This is a genomic window from Enterococcus sp. 22-H-5-01 (assembly GCF_050310005.1).
GTDB lineage: Bacteria > Bacillota > Bacilli > Lactobacillales > Enterococcaceae > Enterococcus_A > Enterococcus_A hailinensis.
Map to the genome: position 1 here is coordinate 1434418 of NZ_CP189993.1, position 16806 is coordinate 1451223.

The 16806-nt window shown below is 35.9% G+C and carries 12 protein-coding genes and 1 pseudogene; 4 read left to right on the forward strand and 9 right to left on the reverse strand.

The genetic code is table 11. The annotated features are described in order from the left end of the window. Positions 1 to 128: 128 nt before the first annotated feature. Positions 129 to 584, reverse strand: coding sequence for a universal stress protein (locus tag ACQKTA_RS07365; RefSeq protein ID WP_427813314.1), 456 nt, complete (start codon positions 582 to 584; stop codon positions 129 to 131). Positions 585 to 593: 9 nt separating this feature from the next. Then, positions 594 to 911, reverse strand: a complete 318-nt coding sequence (locus ACQKTA_RS07370; RefSeq protein ID WP_427813315.1) for a thioredoxin family protein — start codon at positions 909 to 911, stop codon at positions 594 to 596. A 143-nt stretch (positions 912 to 1054) separates the two neighbouring features. On the opposite strand from ACQKTA_RS07370, the gene ACQKTA_RS07375 reads away from it, so the two are divergent. Then, on the forward strand, positions 1055 to 1390 hold the full coding sequence (locus ACQKTA_RS07375) for a hypothetical protein (RefSeq protein WP_427813316.1): 336 nt from the start codon (positions 1055 to 1057) through the stop codon (positions 1388 to 1390). Positions 1391 to 1562: 172 nt separating this feature from the next. On the opposite strand, the pseudogene pepV reads toward ACQKTA_RS07375, so the two are convergent. Beyond that, positions 1563 to 2976, reverse strand: a pseudogene (gene pepV, locus ACQKTA_RS07380) (dipeptidase PepV). A 182-nt stretch (positions 2977 to 3158) separates the two neighbouring features. On the opposite strand from pepV, the gene ACQKTA_RS07385 reads away from it, so the two are divergent. Next, positions 3159 to 3995, forward strand: a complete 837-nt coding sequence (locus tag ACQKTA_RS07385; RefSeq protein WP_427813317.1) for an NAD(P)H-hydrate dehydratase — start codon at positions 3159 to 3161, stop codon at positions 3993 to 3995. 2 nt (positions 3996 to 3997) lie between these two features. Further along, positions 3998 to 4432: a thioesterase family protein gene (locus ACQKTA_RS07390; protein ID WP_332580992.1), complete on the forward strand. Its 435-nt coding sequence runs from the start codon at positions 3998 to 4000 to the stop codon at positions 4430 to 4432. Between the two features lie 142 nt (positions 4433 to 4574). Here ACQKTA_RS07390 and ACQKTA_RS07395 read toward each other — a convergent pair whose 3' ends face one another. The 6 genes from ACQKTA_RS07395 to ACQKTA_RS07420 all read right to left on the reverse strand — a co-directional run bounded on the left by ACQKTA_RS07395 (position 4575) and on the right by ACQKTA_RS07420 (position 15196). After that, the gene (locus ACQKTA_RS07395; protein ID WP_427813318.1) at positions 4575 to 5783 is read right to left on the reverse strand and encodes a GTP-binding protein; all 1209 of its coding nucleotides are present in this window, start codon (positions 5781 to 5783) and stop codon (positions 4575 to 4577) included. A 214-nt stretch (positions 5784 to 5997) separates the two neighbouring features. Then, positions 5998 to 7347, reverse strand: coding sequence for an APC family permease (locus ACQKTA_RS07400; protein ID WP_427813319.1), 1350 nt, complete (start codon positions 7345 to 7347; stop codon positions 5998 to 6000). A 244-nt stretch (positions 7348 to 7591) separates the two neighbouring features. Then, the gene (locus ACQKTA_RS07405) at positions 7592 to 8593 is read right to left on the reverse strand and encodes an NAD-dependent epimerase/dehydratase family protein (RefSeq protein WP_407857606.1); all 1002 of its coding nucleotides are present in this window, start codon (positions 8591 to 8593) and stop codon (positions 7592 to 7594) included. A 40-nt stretch (positions 8594 to 8633) separates the two neighbouring features. Next, complete coding sequence (locus ACQKTA_RS07410) at positions 8634 to 9827, reverse strand: glycine C-acetyltransferase (RefSeq protein WP_332580996.1); 1194 nt, start codon at positions 9825 to 9827, stop codon at positions 8634 to 8636. A 642-nt stretch (positions 9828 to 10469) separates the two neighbouring features. Continuing rightward, entirely contained in the window at positions 10470 to 13985 is a 3516-nt protein-coding gene (locus ACQKTA_RS07415) for a MucBP domain-containing protein (protein ID WP_427813320.1), read from the reverse strand. A 284-nt stretch (positions 13986 to 14269) separates the two neighbouring features. After that, on the reverse strand, positions 14270 to 15196 hold the full coding sequence (locus ACQKTA_RS07420; RefSeq protein WP_427813321.1) for an aldo/keto reductase: 927 nt from the start codon (positions 15194 to 15196) through the stop codon (positions 14270 to 14272). Between the two features lie 160 nt (positions 15197 to 15356). Between ACQKTA_RS07420 and ACQKTA_RS07425 the strand changes: the two genes are divergently transcribed. After that, on the forward strand, positions 15357 to 16805 hold the full coding sequence (locus ACQKTA_RS07425) for a helix-turn-helix domain-containing protein (RefSeq protein ID WP_427813322.1): 1449 nt from the start codon (positions 15357 to 15359) through the stop codon (positions 16803 to 16805). Position 16806 lies beyond the last annotated feature (1 nt).

Below are 16806 nucleotides of genomic sequence, written 5' to 3' on the forward strand. Positions count from 1 at the left end.
AACAAATACTACGGGTCATTTGCATGAGATTTTTTTCATTTCTACTAAAAAATACGGATAGTTTCATTAGAAGTTTATCTAGTATATAGTTATTTTTTTCCAAATAAAAAGCCGGACAAGCCAGCTTTTTATTCCGCACTCGGATGTACCACTAACACATCACATGTGGCTTCTTTAATTACATAACTAGCGACACTACCTGTCATGAATCGTTCAGCCGCATTCAATCCTGATTGACCGACCATCACCAAATCAACCTGATATTTTTCCGGCAATGTCTTAGCCATTGCTTCTTTTGCTGAACCATAAGCAATGACACCTTCGATTTTTTCATAACCAAACTCTTTACCAATTTGTTTACAATCCGCGATCAATTCTTTTGCATCTTCTGTTAATTGATCCATGATATTTTCATTCAATGGTGAATAACTCATAAAGGTATAAAATTGATGATCGATCACATTGGCTACGTATACCGTTCCATCATTTCTTTTGGCAACCGCTAATGCTTTTTTGAATGCTTCGATTGCTTGATCACTACCATCGATACCCACTAAAATATTTTTATATGATTGTGAAAACATAAGAATTGCCTACCCTTCTACTTTTTGTAAGAAGCCAGCGATTTCGTCTTTCGTTTTACGATTTTTATTTACCAAACGACCTAATTCTTTTCCATCGTCTACAACCACAAAACTAGGGATCCCAAAAATACTCCATTCTGCTGCTACATCTATATATTCATCACGATCTACTTGGATGAATTGAAATTGAGGAAATTCTTCTTCAATCGCAGGCATTTGTGGTTTAATAAAGTTGCAATCTCCACACCAGTCTGCGGTGAAAAAGAACACATTTTTTCCGACTTGCGCATAGTTAGCTAACTCTTCAATACTTTTTGGGATAATCATTTCTTCACGACCTTTTCTTTTACTGTCTTAATTATACACGTTTCTCAGTTTTTGAGAAAGAAGCGACACTCATTGTTTATCAACCTCATTGATCTTATTCTATGTTAAAATAAAGCGTACACATACAAGAGGAGGATCGCACTATGGAACAAGCAAAAAAATTTATGCAAGGTCTGATGTTTGGTTCGGCACTCGGTTTAGCCGGTGGGATCGTTGCACATCATTATTATCGTAAACAGCAAAATATCTCTCCTGATAAAATTTTAGATCAAATCAAAACGGAATTTTTAAAAGAAGGACCGATCGAAGGGTCTTGGATTTCTTTTGATACAGAACATTTACAAAAATTCGCTATTTCAATGGACATTCTTTCTGGTGGAATCACTCGAACTGAAGACGAACAGCTAGTTGCTTATGAATTTAAAGCCGATGCTAAGACTGGCGCTGTTTTACAGATCGAACGTATCATTAATGAATAATGAGAGAAATAAAAAGTTGCAAACGTTCTATTTTTGTAACTTTTTTATTTTATTTAAAAATATCCTATTGAATGATCTTTTTAATAATTACAAAAATAACATTCTGAATCTTTATGATTGTTACCATAAAAAAACGAGTACGCTAAGCGTACTCGTTTTTAGTTTACTCGTTTTATTTTACTAAACGATAGATCGCATCTGCATAAATCACTGCAGAATTCAAAATATCTTCAACAGACATATATTCATTTGCTTGGTGCATTGTGTCTTCAAATCCTGGGAATTGAGCGCCATAAGCTACGCCACGTTCTAGTAAACGACCAAATGTTCCGCCGCCGATCACCATTTCTTCACCTTTGATACCTGTATGATCTTCAAAAGTATCCAATAAAGTAGCTACCAATGGATCATCTGCTGGTACATAGTGAGGCAACATGTGATGTTCCGCCCATTGTTACATTTACATCTGAACCGAATAACTCCGTTAATTTTGCTTGGATTTCTTCAGCAGTTGTACCTTTAGGGTAACGGAAGTTTAACGTGATATGGTTGTCGTTATCTTGACCATCTTTAAATGTAAAGATTCCGGCATTCATCGTCAATTCGCCCATTTTTTCATTGTTGAAGGCTACGCCAAGTTTTTTACCATAGACATCTTCATGGATATGTTTCGCACTATTTTCGATAAATGCTTTCGCACCATTTTCGAAGTCATAGTTATCTAAGAAGACAGCCAAGAATGTACCTGCATTCGTACCTAGTTGTGGGCTTGCTCCGTGAGCAGCTTTTCCGTCTAAATTAAATTTAACGGTCGTACCAGTTACTTCAGCAGTACCTTTAATTGGATTTTTTTCAACAAAATCAGCAAAGTCTTTTGCTAATTGTTCTGCTGCAGCTGAGTCAGCAACTTTTACTTCAGCAACTGCATTGCCTGGAACCATGTTTTCACGTAATCCAGCTTCAAAGTTTACTAATACATAAGATGTTCCATTTGTACCATCAAAATGAGGGATCATTGTAACATTCCCTTTTTCACCATTGATGATTGGGAAATAAGCATCTGGAGAGAAACCAAAATCAGGTTTTTCTTCATGTTCGAAGTAGTAGTCCATATCTCCCCAGCCGCTTTCTTCATCAGTACCGAAGACAAAACGGATTTTTTTAGAGATTGGCAATCCTAATTCTTTAATGATTTTAACTGCGTAGTAAGCGGCAACTGACGGGCCTTTGTCATCGCTTGAACCACGTGCGTATAATTTTCCATCACGGATTTCTGGTTCATAAGGATCTGAATCCCAACCATCACCTGCAGGGACTACATCTAAGTGACCGAAAATACCTAGAGTTTCATCACCGTCACCATAGTCAAAATGTCCTGCGTAATTATCAACATTTTTAGTTGTGAAGCCATCGCGTTCAGCGATCTCTAACATTTTTTCTAATGCTTCGACCGGTCCTGGTCCGAATGGTGCTTCTTTTGTTGCTTTGTCGTCTTCACGTTCACTCTTGATACGTAATAAAGTGAATAGATCTGCTAACAGATCCTCTTTGCGCGCTTCGACTTCTTTTTTAAAATCGATTGTCATTGAAAGATTCCTCCTTTAATTTAACCCACTATAATGATAGCATTCTCCGGACCAGAATAAAAATGAAAACTCTTTAAGAAAGCCGACGACAGGCTCTCCTTTTTATCTTATAATAAAAACAAATAACCGGATTTAGCCGATTATTTATCTAACAATCCGACTTAATGAAAGTAGGTATCCAAATGGTTCAAATGAACATAGAAATTTTATCCAAAGTGATTACACAGCGTCCTGAAATTTCTCATAAAGGTACCTTTGGCCGAGCCGTTTTGATTGGAGGAAACCGCCAATATGGCGGCGCAATCATCATGAGTGCGGAAGCTTGTATCAAGAGTGGCGCTGGCCTTACGACGGTCATTACCGCAGAGAAAAATCATACTGCCCTTCATACTCGATTACCAGAGGCGATGGTATTGGATTTTTCTGAAACAGATGCCATCAAAAAAGTACTGGAATCTGCTGACGTTATTTTGATTGGTCCGGGCTTAGGTTTAGAAGAACCTGCTTTGTCGTTGCTAAAACATATTCTATCTGTACAAAGCGCAAAACAATGGCTCGTCATCGATGGATCTGCGATCTCCTTATTTAGTAAACATGCACTGATTCTTCCTTATCCAGAACAAACTGTTTTCACACCGCATGAAGCGGAGTGGTCTCGTTTAAGCGGCTTAGCATTGACTGACCAAACTGAGGAAAATAATTGCAAAAAGCAAACTCTATTAGGCGCAAAAATTGTATTGAAAAGTCATAGGACTACTCTTTATGATAAATCAATTGCTTACTATCACAATCCACTAGGAAATCCTGGAATGGCGACCGGCGGCACTGGAGATACTTTAGCTGGAATAATCACTGGATTTTTAGCTCAGTTTGAGCAAACAATCGATACGATTGGAGCTGCTGTTTATTTGCATAGCTTGATTGGTGATGAATTATATCAAGAAAATTATCTTGTCTTACCTACTTCGATCAGTGCTGCTTTGCCTTCCTATATGAAACGATATACCGAAAGGAATTAATTATGGAAAAATACCCTGGTTACATACGCAAACCATTCTATTATGAAACAGATAAAATGGGCATTATTCATCACTCAAACTATATTCGCTGGTTTGAAGAAGCCCGTGTCGATGCATTAACTTTTATGGATTGCCCGTTTGAAAAAATTGAAGCTGAAGGTATCATGATCCCTGTATTAGGTGTGAGCTGCGATTACAAAGAAATGGTTCGTTTTGGGGACGAAGTCATAATCAAACCCTCTGTAACCAAATATACTGGTACACGTTTAGATTTTGAATATCGCGTCTACAAAGCTGAAAAACTAGTCACAACGGGTACTAGTCAGCATTGCTTCATGTCTTATGAAAGTAATCGCTTGATTCAGTTGAAAAAGACCCACCCCCATCTGCATAAACTATTTTTGGATTATTACGAATCGACTAAAGAAGAAGCATAAACCGATTCATATGAAATATACAAAGAAACCTGTAAATTTTGTGAACTCAATTTGCAGGTCTCTTTATTTATTTCGTTTAAAAAGAAAGTACATTATCTTTTTACTCTGTTTCTATTGTGACACTAAATGAATCATTTTCGAATCAGTTTTCGTCAGTCGTCTTTTCCCATGGGTAAGGCGATAATTGATTAAATGAATTGTTTACAAAGCTCGTCTCATCGACTAAACATGCATCCAATTGTTGTTCGATCGCCGCTTGATCCATGCACATGCCAATAAAAACAATCTCTGTTAAACGATCGCCATACACTGGATGCCACAAGGATTCTAATTCTGGATCCGAGTCTATGGTTTGTTGTTGCTCTTCTTCCGGCATCGTCGCTACCCAATAGGTCAATACCCCAATACTTTTATGGTTACCAGCTGTTTCAAAAATTACTGAAAAATCATTATGTTGAGCTAACCAAAGAAAACCTTTTGCGCGCGTCACAGAGTCAGGTAAATATTGATCCGCATAAACATTAAATTTATTTGCATCAAAAGGTAACTGTCTCCGATAGACAAAACTAGAAATACCATATTCTTCTGTTTCCGGAATATGATCTTGGTAACCTAACTCCAATTCTTTTATCCAACCAGCCGAAGCGGATATCTCTTCCATATCAAATAACTTCGTATCTAAAATCTCTGATAATTCAACTTTCGATTGAACAGTCTTAATGATTTTAGCAGTGGGCTGAAGTTTGCGAATTAATTTTTCAATTTTTGCGACTTTCTCTTCAGATAAAAGATCACATTTATTTAATAAAAGCACATTGCAAAATTCGATTTGATCAATCAATAAATCGCGGATGTCACGGTCTTCTTCTTCCACGACTTCTTGTGATTTTCGTTTTTCAATTGCTTGACCCGACTGGAAATTGTCCCAGAAACGGTTGACATCTACAATTGAAACAATAGCATCTAACTCTAATTTAGCTGATAAATCAATTCCTAAAGGATTATCTTCTAAGGCAATCGATTGAGCGATTGGGATAGGTTCACTGATTCCTGAAGCCTCAATTACGATTTGTTCAATCTCATGATCAGATACAATCTTATTTAATTCCACGATAAGATCTTCTCTCAAGGTACAGCAAATACAGCCGTTTGACATAGAGACTAGTTTTTCGTCTGTCCGTTTAAATCCACTCTGATTAATCAATGCTTCATCAACGTTTACTTCTCCCATATCATTCACGATGACAGCAATTTTCTTTCCATGATTTCCATGCAAAATATTATTTAATAAAGTCGTCTTTCCCGAACCCAAATAGCCCGTCAATACAGTTACCGGTATTTTTGATTCCATGTGTTTCTCCTTTAATTTGATTTCCTATTTAAATAGACTTCTATCATTAATAAAACGTAATTATTACGTTTCGTATAATAGCATGCAACTAGTCAAATCACAAGAATTCTTTTTATCTTTCATTATTGAAAATAAAAACTCCCACGAGAAGGACTAGAAAATTTTTCTAGTAACTTCCGTGGGAGTTTCTGTGTAGCTTATTTAACGCTTAAAATTATTTATATTTTTTCTTCAAGTATAGATAGAATGGAATACCGATCGCTGTGATCAAAATACCGATCATCGCTAATTGGAATTGGTTAATTAATGTCATGACTAAGATGAATAATCCACCAACGATCGCAATAATTGGAATGATTGGATAAAGTGGCACTTTGTAAGGACGAACCAAATCGGGTTCAGATTTTCTTAATTTGATAACTGCGATAAATACTAATGTGTAGAAGATCCAGATAACGAAAACCAACATATCTGTTAACATATCGAATCCGCCGATCATCATCATACCTACAGCAATAACTAACTCTAAGATACCAGCGATATAAGGAACTTTATTTTTGTTCAATTTAGCTAATTTATCAGAGAATGGTAATTGTTTTTCAAGTCCCATTGTATAAGGCAGACGCATACCAGTCATCGTATAACCATTGATTGTTCCGTATACTGAAATCAAGATACCGATCGTTACTAATTTACCGCCCATACCGCCAAAGATTTTTCCAGCGACATCCATTGCTGCATTTTCATTACCGGCTAATTGAGAGATATCTAGTGTGCGTAAGAACGCGAATTGAACTAATAAGTAAACGACCATAATACCTAAGATACCACCAGCGATTGCGCGAGGTAAATCGCGTGCTGGATTTTTTAATTCACCAGCGATATTTCCGACATGGATCCAACCATCGTAAGCAAACATTGTTGCTAAAAGACCAGCACCTAATGCTGGGGCAAAGCCACCGACATGCGCGCCTGCTTCAACTGGAAATAAACTTACTGACACATCACCTTGACGTAATAAACCAAAGATAACGATTAAAGCTAACGGAACCAATTTACAGACTAAAGTGATTGATTGGAACATCCCACTGGCTTTTGAGCCTAGGAAGTTAATCAACATGATCGTTGTTGCTGCAATGATCGCGATTGGAATAATCGCTGCATTACTCAAACCGAATAAGTTCTTGAACTGCGTTCCAAAAATAATCGATAAAGCGGCAACATTTGCTGGGAAGTAAATAACTACTTGTGCCCAACCTAGTAAGAAACTCCAAAATTCTCCGTAGGCACGTTCGATGTAACGTAACATCCCTCCTGTTTCTGGAATTGCTGCTGCTAATTCTGCACCTGTTAAACCAGCACAGACACTGATTAAACCACCTAAGAACCAAGAAAGCATATGTAGACTTGTTGATCCTGTTACCGCTGCCACACTTGCAGCTTTAAAGAATACACCCGCACCGATTACTGTACCCATTACAGTTGAAAGGGCCGGGAAGAATGTCATTGTGCGTTTTAATTCACCTTCGTGAGAACTCACAACATTTGGTTCGTTACTTGCCATTTTTTTTCCTCCTCTATGGCGAAGTGAATGTTTGTTCACTTCTTAACTTGAATTCGAAAACAAAAAATATAAGTTACATTATTAAAAAATAAAACGATAAATTGCTGTGAACTAAGTATTTAATAACTTACATTGTTTGTTCGAAAATTATTTTACCATGAGGTTATAAAAAGGGGAACGTTTTTTTTTACATTCCCCTTTTTCTTATTTCACCCTCATGTTATATTAAGAAACCGCTGTATTTTTATGAATTGACTTTATTAAAAGAGATTTTTGTTTCAACACCTTCTGCTTTGAATTTAGCAGATAATTTTTCTAACATTTCGTCGGTCATTTTATCTAAGTCAAAGTTAGGATTGAAATCCCATTCTTTACGCGCATCACTGTCATCGATTGAGTTTGGCCAAGAATTAGCAATTCCTTGACGGACTGGATCTACGTCATAATTCATTTCAAAATCAGGAATCCGACGGCGAATCGATGCTGCGATTTGTTCTGGTTCAAAAGCCATGGCCGTAATATTGAATGAGTTACGATGTTCTAAGCGATCTGCATCTGCATTCATCAATTTTACGATTCCTTCGATGGCATCATCCATATACATCATATCCATGTATGTTCCTTTATCGATAAATGATGTATATGTTTTATTTTTTAATGCTTCATAATAAATATCAACGGCATAATCAGTTGTTCCGCCGCCAGGCTCTACTTTATATGAGATCAAGCCTGGGAAACGAACCGAACGAGTATCGACACCGTATTTTGTATGATAGTAATTTTCTAATAATTCACCTGCAACTTTAGTCACACCATACATTGTTGTTGGATGCATCACTGTATCTTGAGGTGTATTGTCTGGTTCAGCATCTGGTCCATACGCAGCAATTGAAGATGGCGCAAAGAATTTAGTTTCTGGTCCAATCTCGCGAGCCACTTCTAATGCATTCATTAACCCTGTCATATTTAAGTTCCATGCAAAAGCTGGACGTTTTTCAGCCGTTGCTGAAAGTAGTGCTGCTAAATGAATGATTGTGTCTACTTCATAGCGTTTAGCCATGTCTAAAAAGCTATCATAATTTGTAACATCTAATTCTTCAAATTGCCCGCCTTCAACGACTGGACTGCCTTCAACTGTCCGAATATCTGTTGAAATAACGTTGTTGACACCTAAATCTTTACGCAGTCTTTCAGTTAATTCTGAACCGATTTGTCCTAGAGCACCTGTAATCAATACTTTTTTCATTTGTCTATCTTCCTCTCTATTTTAACTTTCGTTTAATGCTTTATTTGATGATTCCTAATTCTTTTCCTACTTGTTCATAGACTTTGATGGCGTCATCCAACATTTCTTTTGTATGACCAGCATTCGGCATATTACGAACACGGCCAGTTCCTAATGGTACTGTTGGATACACGATTGGTTTTGCATACACGCCATTTTCCAATAATTTCTTAGAGAATTCTTGCGCTAATTTTTCGTCACCGACGATTACCGGTGTGATCGGTGTTTCTGAATGACCGATATCATAACCAATCCGTTTTAATTCTGATTTAAAGTAATCAGCATTTTCCCAAAGTGTTTCAACATACTCTGGATGTTCTTCGATTAGGTCAATGGCTTTGATACATGCTCCTGCGGCTCCCGGTGTTAAAGAAGTCGAGAATAGGAATGGACGCGCTTGTGATTTTAACCAAGTAATTAATTGTTTCGTTCCCGCAACATAACCGCCGACAACTCCGATTCCCTTCGATAAAGTTCCCATTTGAAAATCGATATGGTCTTGCATTTCAAAATGTTTAACCGTTCCGTGACCATGTCCCATAACACCAGTACCATGAGCATCATCTACATAAGTAATGACATTATATTTTTCACAAATCTCAACGATTTCAGGAATTTTAGCTACATCGCCGTCCATTGAGAAAACACCATCTGTGATATACATTACTTTATTGTATTCGCCACTCTCAGTTGCAGCTTTGGCTTTTGCTTCTAAATCTTCCATGTCTTGATGGTTGACGCGAATGATTTTAGCCCCTGATAAACGACAGCCATCAATAATCGATGCATGGTTTAATTCATCAGATAGAATCGCATCGCCTTTTTTCATTACTGCTGAAATGGCACCCATATTACAGTTGAAACCAGATTGGAAAGCTATCGCCGCTTCTGTTCCTTTAAATTCAGCAATTTTAGCTTCTAATTTTTCATGAATATCTAACGTTCCATTGATTGTTCGTACTGCTCCTGCTCCTGCACCGTAATGCTGCGTTGCTTCAACATCGGCTTCGATCAATTCTGGGCGTGTCGCAAATCCTAAATAGTTATTAGAAGCTAAGTTGATCATTTTTTGATCATTCACAGTAATGATTGGGCCATTACTCCCTTCTAAAACATCGATGGTGTTGAATAAACCTTTTTCTTTTAGATCCGCTAAATTCGTTTCTAAAAATTGATCAAGAACTTTTGAACTCATAGTTATTCTCCTCCGTAGTCATTTTTGCGCAGATATTCATCTTATTTTAAACTTATATAAGCATCTTTGTTTGCGCTTTCGTACTTTACATACTCAGTGTATAAACTTTTGTTAGCGGTTACAACTTACTTTGAAAACAATTCTTTGAATTATAATAAAATTCAGATGTTTTCTAATCAATTTTATTCAATAGTACTTTTTAATAGTGATTTTAACGTGTTTAACAAAAAAGTTCTCTTAGTTTATGAATTTTTCAAAAGTTCCAACTTTCACAATTTTTTTTAAGTAAAGGTAATTATTTTTTTCAAAAAATTAAAAACGCTTTCAAAATAAGTGGGTTTATTCTTTATGATTAACTATTTCTATCACAAACAATTTTTTATCCCTTTCATTTTATTCGTAATATTCATTTCTTAAAAAATATCTTTTCTAATTAAAAATTAATTTTCCGAGAGTGAGATTTCATGTATTTTGCTAAATTGTTTAGTTTAACAATTAATAGGTCTTTTTAAACAAATTTTTCAATGATTTTATTTTCCTATTTACGTTGAGAAGTAAACCAAATAAAACGATCACCTTGACTTTTATTAGTCATTGGTGATCGCTTTTTAACCTAAAAATTACTTTTCATATTTATTTTGCTTAATTACTTTTTCTTCTTTTTATTACAATAGTCACTACTCCAATTATTAATGTGATACCTAATAGCATAAAGATCGATGACCATTTTTGCTTTTCACCTGTTTTTGGTAAATTCTTTTCATTACTGATAACACTAGTAGGTTTTTCGTATGAATTATTTGTTTCCGTTTTACTTAAAGCTTGTTTTGATATATTGTTGTTTATCTGTCCTTGAGGAATGATCGTCTGATTATTTTCTCCAGAACCATCCGGTTTATCAGGTGTGACTGTTTCTTTTTTATACGTATACACAACCTTTTGATCTTGTTCTAAGAAAGTCCCTTTAGCATTTTTAGGTATTTCTTTAAGGGCCCATCCTGTGATACGTCTAGCAGTAGTTTCATATTTTTGATTAATTACGCCAGTTTTTTGTTCTGGCGGAGCAATTTCATTCCCTGATTCATCGACATAATTAATCGACACCGTTCCTTTGTTACTATAGATATAGGTTACGATTTGGGGGTCCAAAGTGTATTTTCCTGTTTTATTTCCGACAACTTCTTTAAATTTATACCCATCGAAATTTTTTTCTTTATCTTTGGTTTGATAATCAGAACCGATTGCTCCATTCAAAATAATTGGAGGGGTTAACTGTTTGCCTTCATCAGTTAGATAGCTAATGATTATTTTCCCGCTTTGTTTACCGTAAACCACAGTTATTTCTTGAGGGTCTTCTGTATAACGACCCCCTTTATTCATTCCTGTAATTTCTTTAAGTGTATAAGATTCAATCGTCTTATTTAATTGTTCCATTGGAAGCGGCGTATCAATAGGCTGTTCATCGCTAAAATCTTCTGCTAATTTAGTTCCTTGTTCATCTCGATAATGGATGGTTACTTTCCCTTTTTTTATCGGATCAACGTTCTTAATATAAATATAGGTTACTTTGGTAATACCATCGACGTAGTTTCCTGTTTCATTCCCTATAACTTCTTTAAATGAATAACCAGGAATTTCTTTTTTTGTCGTGGTATAAGGCTTGCCTATTTCATCTAAACTTACATCGCTATTCAGTATTGGATGTCCTGAATCGTCTTGGTATTCAACAATCAAGACACCTTTGCCTGTAATAGGCTTCTCACCTTTTTTTGTATAAATCACGGTCACTTCTTGATCTTCCAAAGTAAATTTTCCGCTGATATTTCCTTCTATTCCCTTTAATACGTACCCATCAAAAGGCTTGATTTCTACCGTATATGACTCGTCAATATCACCGGACAATTCAACGTCTGGTCCTAAGGGCGTTTGATCTTCTGACTGGTAATGAACGGTGACTTTGCCTTGTCCAATCGGGTTTTTAACATATACGTAAATGACTTGGATAATACCAGCTGTATACTTCCCACTAGCATCTCCTTTTACTTCTTTTAATGAATATCCCTCAATATCTTTTGGTGTAGTCGTATAATCAGCACCCACTTCTCCACTGGTAAAGACATCCCCAGCTAATGGTTTTCCTGCCTCGTCTTGATACTGAGCAACAACCATTCCTTTTTCTTTCGCTGTTTTTGTATAGATCAAAGTTATTTCTTTTGGATCGTCACTAAAGACACCAGAAATTGAATCACCTTCTTTTACACCTGAAAAAACATAATCGTCGATTTGTTTAATAGGAGCATGGTAAACTTCACCAAGTTCACCAGTCAATATTTCATCAGGGCTAATTTGAACAAGCTGCTTGTTAGCATCATAAGTCATATAGTGAACAGCTACTGGTTCAGATTTTTTCCAGATAGCATATAATGTGTCATTCCCTTTTGGAATCGTAATCGTTTGCCCCATGGCTAAATTTTCATCTGGATTTTTTGCATCTTTATCTCTAGACCAACCAGCAAATTGATACCCATCACGAATTGGTTTTAATGAATCTTTTGACGGTATCATCTGATCCAACCCTTGATACCCTACTTGATAATAAATTGCTGGTTGTGTTCCTTCATAATAATTAGAGCCATCATACTTTGCCAAAGCTGTTCCTAAGTCAAAGAGCCCACCATTGCTATCATATTTGATCCAGTCAATTTCAATAGAACCGATGTCTGCTTTCACCGAACGAGGCATTCCTCGCTGATCTTCATTTACATCTCGGAGATTTTCTACTTTATCATCTGCAAGTTTTTCTGGAGCGATCGGGATAGTCGGAAGAATGATTTCATCGCTCTTGGTTCCTGCTTTAATATTATTATAGTTATCAACTAAGCTAACAGGCGCTGTTCCAAACACGTCAGCCATCGTAACAGAACTTAACTTACCATTATCATAACCCACATTGCTTTCAATATTCCCAGCTCCGGCGATACTTGAATCCGCAATATTATTTCTACTTGCTGTTCTTGATTTGTTTCCAACAAAAAGGTTATTACTATAACGACCCGCAGAAACGTTGGTCATATAACCTGAGCTTCCAATGGCACCTCCATCGTAAGTTGCTTCATTTTCAATAAAACTATTATTGATATAATCCACAACTGCTTTACGACCTTGGAGCCAGCTCCCATTAGCATATATTTGAATTGCCCCGCCACTATTAGCTGAAAGGTCTTGGCCTAAAGCTTTATTTTGATAAAATGTATTGTTTTTAAAAGTTGCAGCACTATCGATAGTATCATTGGTTTGGATTAAAATTGCTCCGCCATCATCGCCAGCTATATTTTTTACAAACGTATTTCCATCAAATAAAATATCTGTTCCAGTTACTGTATTAAAAAAAGCAATAGCTCCCCCATCTGCCAACTTGGCTTGGCCACTTCCAGTAATCGTCTCAACTGCTTTGTTCCCTTCAAAATAATTATTTTTAAAAATAAATTTTGAAGTTGCGCTTGGCTGGAAAAAATAAATCGCTCCGCCTTCACCACCTACAACACCAGTACCCGCTTGTAATGTTTGATTAGCAATAAATTTAGTATTGTACGCTTTAAATGTAGCAGAGTAGCCTTTCGATGCAATGGCTCCGCCAGAATATCCAGAAGCGTTATTCGTATTATTGGAGAAGGTACAATTTTGCAACGTTGTATTTCCCGATGTATAAAGCGCACTCCCGTCATTACTTGAATGAAAGTCATCTACTTTTGTGTTTTCTAAGATAAATTCGCCTTTATAACCTGAAATAGTTAGCGCGCGAGCAGATTTTCCTACACCTTGCAAATCAAAATTTTTAAGCTTAAGAACTGAACTGGCTGTACCACTTCCACCATTGTAGGAAAATAACTCTTTTCCTGTGGACGTTAACGTTCTCCCATTACCATCAACTTCTATTTGATAAGGCGACTCTACTAAATTGATGGTAGCAGTAATATCTGTAGGAAATAAGTTGCCTACAGATATTTTCCGATCTTCAGGGGCATTTTTCACGGCATCTTGAAGTTCTTCAATCGTATTTACTGTTATTTCATCTGCTGAAACTTTTTCAGCGGCCGTTCCATATACTACCAGACTAAATAATAATCCAAACAAAACCGCTAAATGCTTTCTCTTCATTTTCTACTCCTCACTTTCCCAAACGTTACGACTTTTGACAATTCAATTTTTGTTATACCGCTTTCTTTTTTTATATTACAATAAAAAAATTAACTTAAATGAATTAATCATAATGATTGTATCTCCTAAAGAAGAGTAAATCAACTATTTATACAACGAAAATAATATTAAATAATCAATATGAATATTTATTATTATTTAAATAATTTATTTGTATTCATAATATAAATTGCAAAACAAAAAGGCTCGCCGAAGCGAGCCTTTACTTTAAATATAGCTTTTCATTATGGTAAATCATTTCCAGCCGCAAAATAAACATCGTACCATTCTTGTTTTGTTAGCGAAACATCAGCTCCAGCGGCGCTTTCTTTGATGCGTGTCGGATTCATCGTCCCTAAAATGACTTGCATATTAGCAGGATGACGTAAAATCCAAGCCGTTGCGATGGCATTCTTATTCGTATTATATTTTTCAGCTAACTTAGCTAGCAGCTCATTTAACTCTGGGAATTTATCATTATCAACAAACACCCCTTCAAAGAAACCGTATTGGAATGGAGACCAAGCTTGAATCGTTACTTTTTTCCGACGAGAAAACTCTAATATCCCTCCATCGTGATCAAAAGATCGTGTGTCAGTCATATTTGTATGCATCCCATAATCGATCATTCCTGTGTGCATGATCGAAAACTGTAATTGGTTAATCAATAATTTTTGATCTACATGAGATTGTAAAAGCTGGAATTGCTCTGGATTGAAGTTTGATACACCAAAGTGACGTACCTTTCCACTTGCTTGTAAAAGATCAAATGCCTCAGCAATTTCTTCTGGTTCCATCAATGGATCTGGTCGATGTAATAAATAGCTATCTAAATAATCGATTCCCATTCTTTCTAAAATTCCATCAACAGAGTCCAATAAATGTTGCTTAGAAAAATCATAACGTTTTTCATCGCCAGTGACGATTCCACCTTTTGATTGGATATAAAGTTGATCACGTGTGATATTTGCTTCTTTCAGCGCGGCACCGAAAATTTCTTCTGATTTTCCGCCACCATACATATCTGCTGAATCAATAAAATTTATTTTACTTTCGATTGCTGTTTCTAATATTTCTGCCGCTTTTGTTGGTGTTAAGGCTGCCATTCTCATGATACCTAAAGCAACTGCTGAAGTTTCCCAATAGCTACCGCCAATTTTTCGTTGTAACATTTCATTCATCCTTTCTGATAAAACGCTTACTACTTATAGAAGTATAGACTATTTTACTGGTAAAAAGAATCATTATCACTAAAAAAATGAAACGTTCTAAATAACTGTTTCTTGACCTGCTGATATTTTCTCCGTATGCTTAATTTAAAGGAGGTTCTTTATGTATTCATTACTTAAAAAAGTCATCACTGAAAAAGATATTTATCGACAAATCATCCTTTTAGAACAACTATTGAACCATCCACAACTGACAGCTAAAGAGCTGGCTCAGAAAATTGCTACGACTGAACGAACGATCTTTTCTGACCTTCAACTAATCCGTAGTTATCTGCCCGAACAATGGGAATTAGAAACCGATAGTAATGGCATCCGATTGACCCCGCATAAAAAAGCATTGACGAATGATATTTGGGAAACTTTTTTGCCTCATTCAGTTAGTCTGCAATTGATCAAACAGCTTTTTTTTACAAAAGAGCTGAATGTTACGCATTTTTTAACAGAGACTGGGATTTCTTACGAGACACTCAAACGACAGCGAACAAAGATCAATCAACAATTGCGTTCTTACAATATAAAAATTTCGCTGACTACTAAACGTGCTCGATTGATTGGTGATGAAAGTGCCATTCGGATTTTTTATCATCGACTCTTATTACCTTTCACTCATAACAATTATTTTTTTGAAGATTATTCGATTCATGAAGAACATTATTTGCATTTTTTAGAAAAAGAATTATCGAATGAACAGCGTATTCAATCGGAACAGATTTTTGGTATCTGCTGGTTTTTTATTAATACCATCCGAAGTAAAGCGGGCTGTCGAATCGATCACTTCTCTTTTGAAAAAAATGATGCTTTATTTTTGATGTATCGATCGTCCCTAAAAAAATTATATGAAAAAGAAGGGATTTATTTACAGACGGAAGAACTATTTTTTGCCTTTTTCTGCTTTTTAGAAAGTTGGAATTATAACAATCAATTTGGTGAACAAGTCGTTGATGTCTTAGCTACTAATTATTCTCAGCTCTTAAACCAAGCAAAACAAACTGTTCAAGACATTGCTGATGAACTTCATTTGCCACAATTAACAGCTACTTCATTAACTGAAAACCTATTGTTATTATTATTAAAGTATGCCGAGTCACCTGCTCTCTCCAAACAATTCCAACTGGAATACCATGAATTGATCAATCAACATAAAGAAGAGCATCGCTTTTTATACCAAAAGGGATTAGAACTTTTTGAACAATTACCTCAATTTTCCAGTAGTGAAGATACGACGTATTTCATTAATTTATTCTCGCTACTGACTCAACAAGCAATTGTTTCAGTTCGTGCGTACACGAAGACAGGCTATTTTATTTTTCAAAGCGAACCTGCTTGGAAAAATTTTTTACAACAGGAACTTACTGACTTATTAGGAAATCGTATCCAGTTGCTTTCGATCGAACTATCGCAATTAAAAAAGTTAATTCCTGAGTCAGGAGCATTTATTATTTCTAATATCCCTTTAGATACTCCGCCACTTCCTGTAGTTTATTTATCCACATTGCCGACAAAAAATGAGCTCAGTCAATTGACTGAACTCACATCTAACAGCTATTTATAAC

Excerpts from the sequence above, each read along its gene's own strand:
- ACQKTA_RS07400 (WP_427813319.1), bottom strand. The coding sequence starts at position 7,347 with ATGGCAAGTAACGAACCAAATGTTGTGAGTTCTCACGAAGGTGAATTA.
- ACQKTA_RS07420 (WP_427813321.1), bottom strand. The coding sequence starts at position 15,196 with ATGTTACAACGAAAAATTGGCGGTAGCTATTGGGAAACTTCAGCAGTT.
- ACQKTA_RS07390 (WP_332580992.1), top strand. The coding sequence starts at position 3,998 with ATGGAAAAATACCCTGGTTACATACGCAAACCATTCTATTATGAAACA.
- ACQKTA_RS07425 (WP_427813322.1), top strand. The coding sequence starts at position 15,357 with ATGTATTCATTACTTAAAAAAGTCATCACTGAAAAAGATATTTATCGA.
- ACQKTA_RS07370 (WP_427813315.1), bottom strand. The coding sequence starts at position 911 with ATGATTATCCCAAAAAGTATTGAAGAGTTAGCTAACTATGCGCAAGTC.
- ACQKTA_RS07365 (WP_427813314.1), bottom strand. The coding sequence starts at position 584 with ATGTTTTCACAATCATATAAAAATATTTTAGTGGGTATCGATGGTAGT.
- ACQKTA_RS07375 (WP_427813316.1), top strand. The coding sequence starts at position 1,055 with ATGGAACAAGCAAAAAAATTTATGCAAGGTCTGATGTTTGGTTCGGCA.
- ACQKTA_RS07395 (WP_427813318.1), bottom strand. The coding sequence starts at position 5,783 with ATGGAATCAAAAATACCGGTAACTGTATTGACGGGCTATTTGGGTTCG.
- ACQKTA_RS07415 (WP_427813320.1), bottom strand. The coding sequence starts at position 13,985 with ATGAAGAGAAAGCATTTAGCGGTTTTGTTTGGATTATTATTTAGTCTG.
- ACQKTA_RS07405 (WP_407857606.1), bottom strand. The coding sequence starts at position 8,593 with ATGAAAAAAGTATTGATTACAGGTGCTCTAGGACAAATCGGTTCAGAA.
- ACQKTA_RS07385 (WP_427813317.1), top strand. The coding sequence starts at position 3,159 with ATGGTTCAAATGAACATAGAAATTTTATCCAAAGTGATTACACAGCGT.
- ACQKTA_RS07410 (WP_332580996.1), bottom strand. The coding sequence starts at position 9,827 with ATGAGTTCAAAAGTTCTTGATCAATTTTTAGAAACGAATTTAGCGGAT.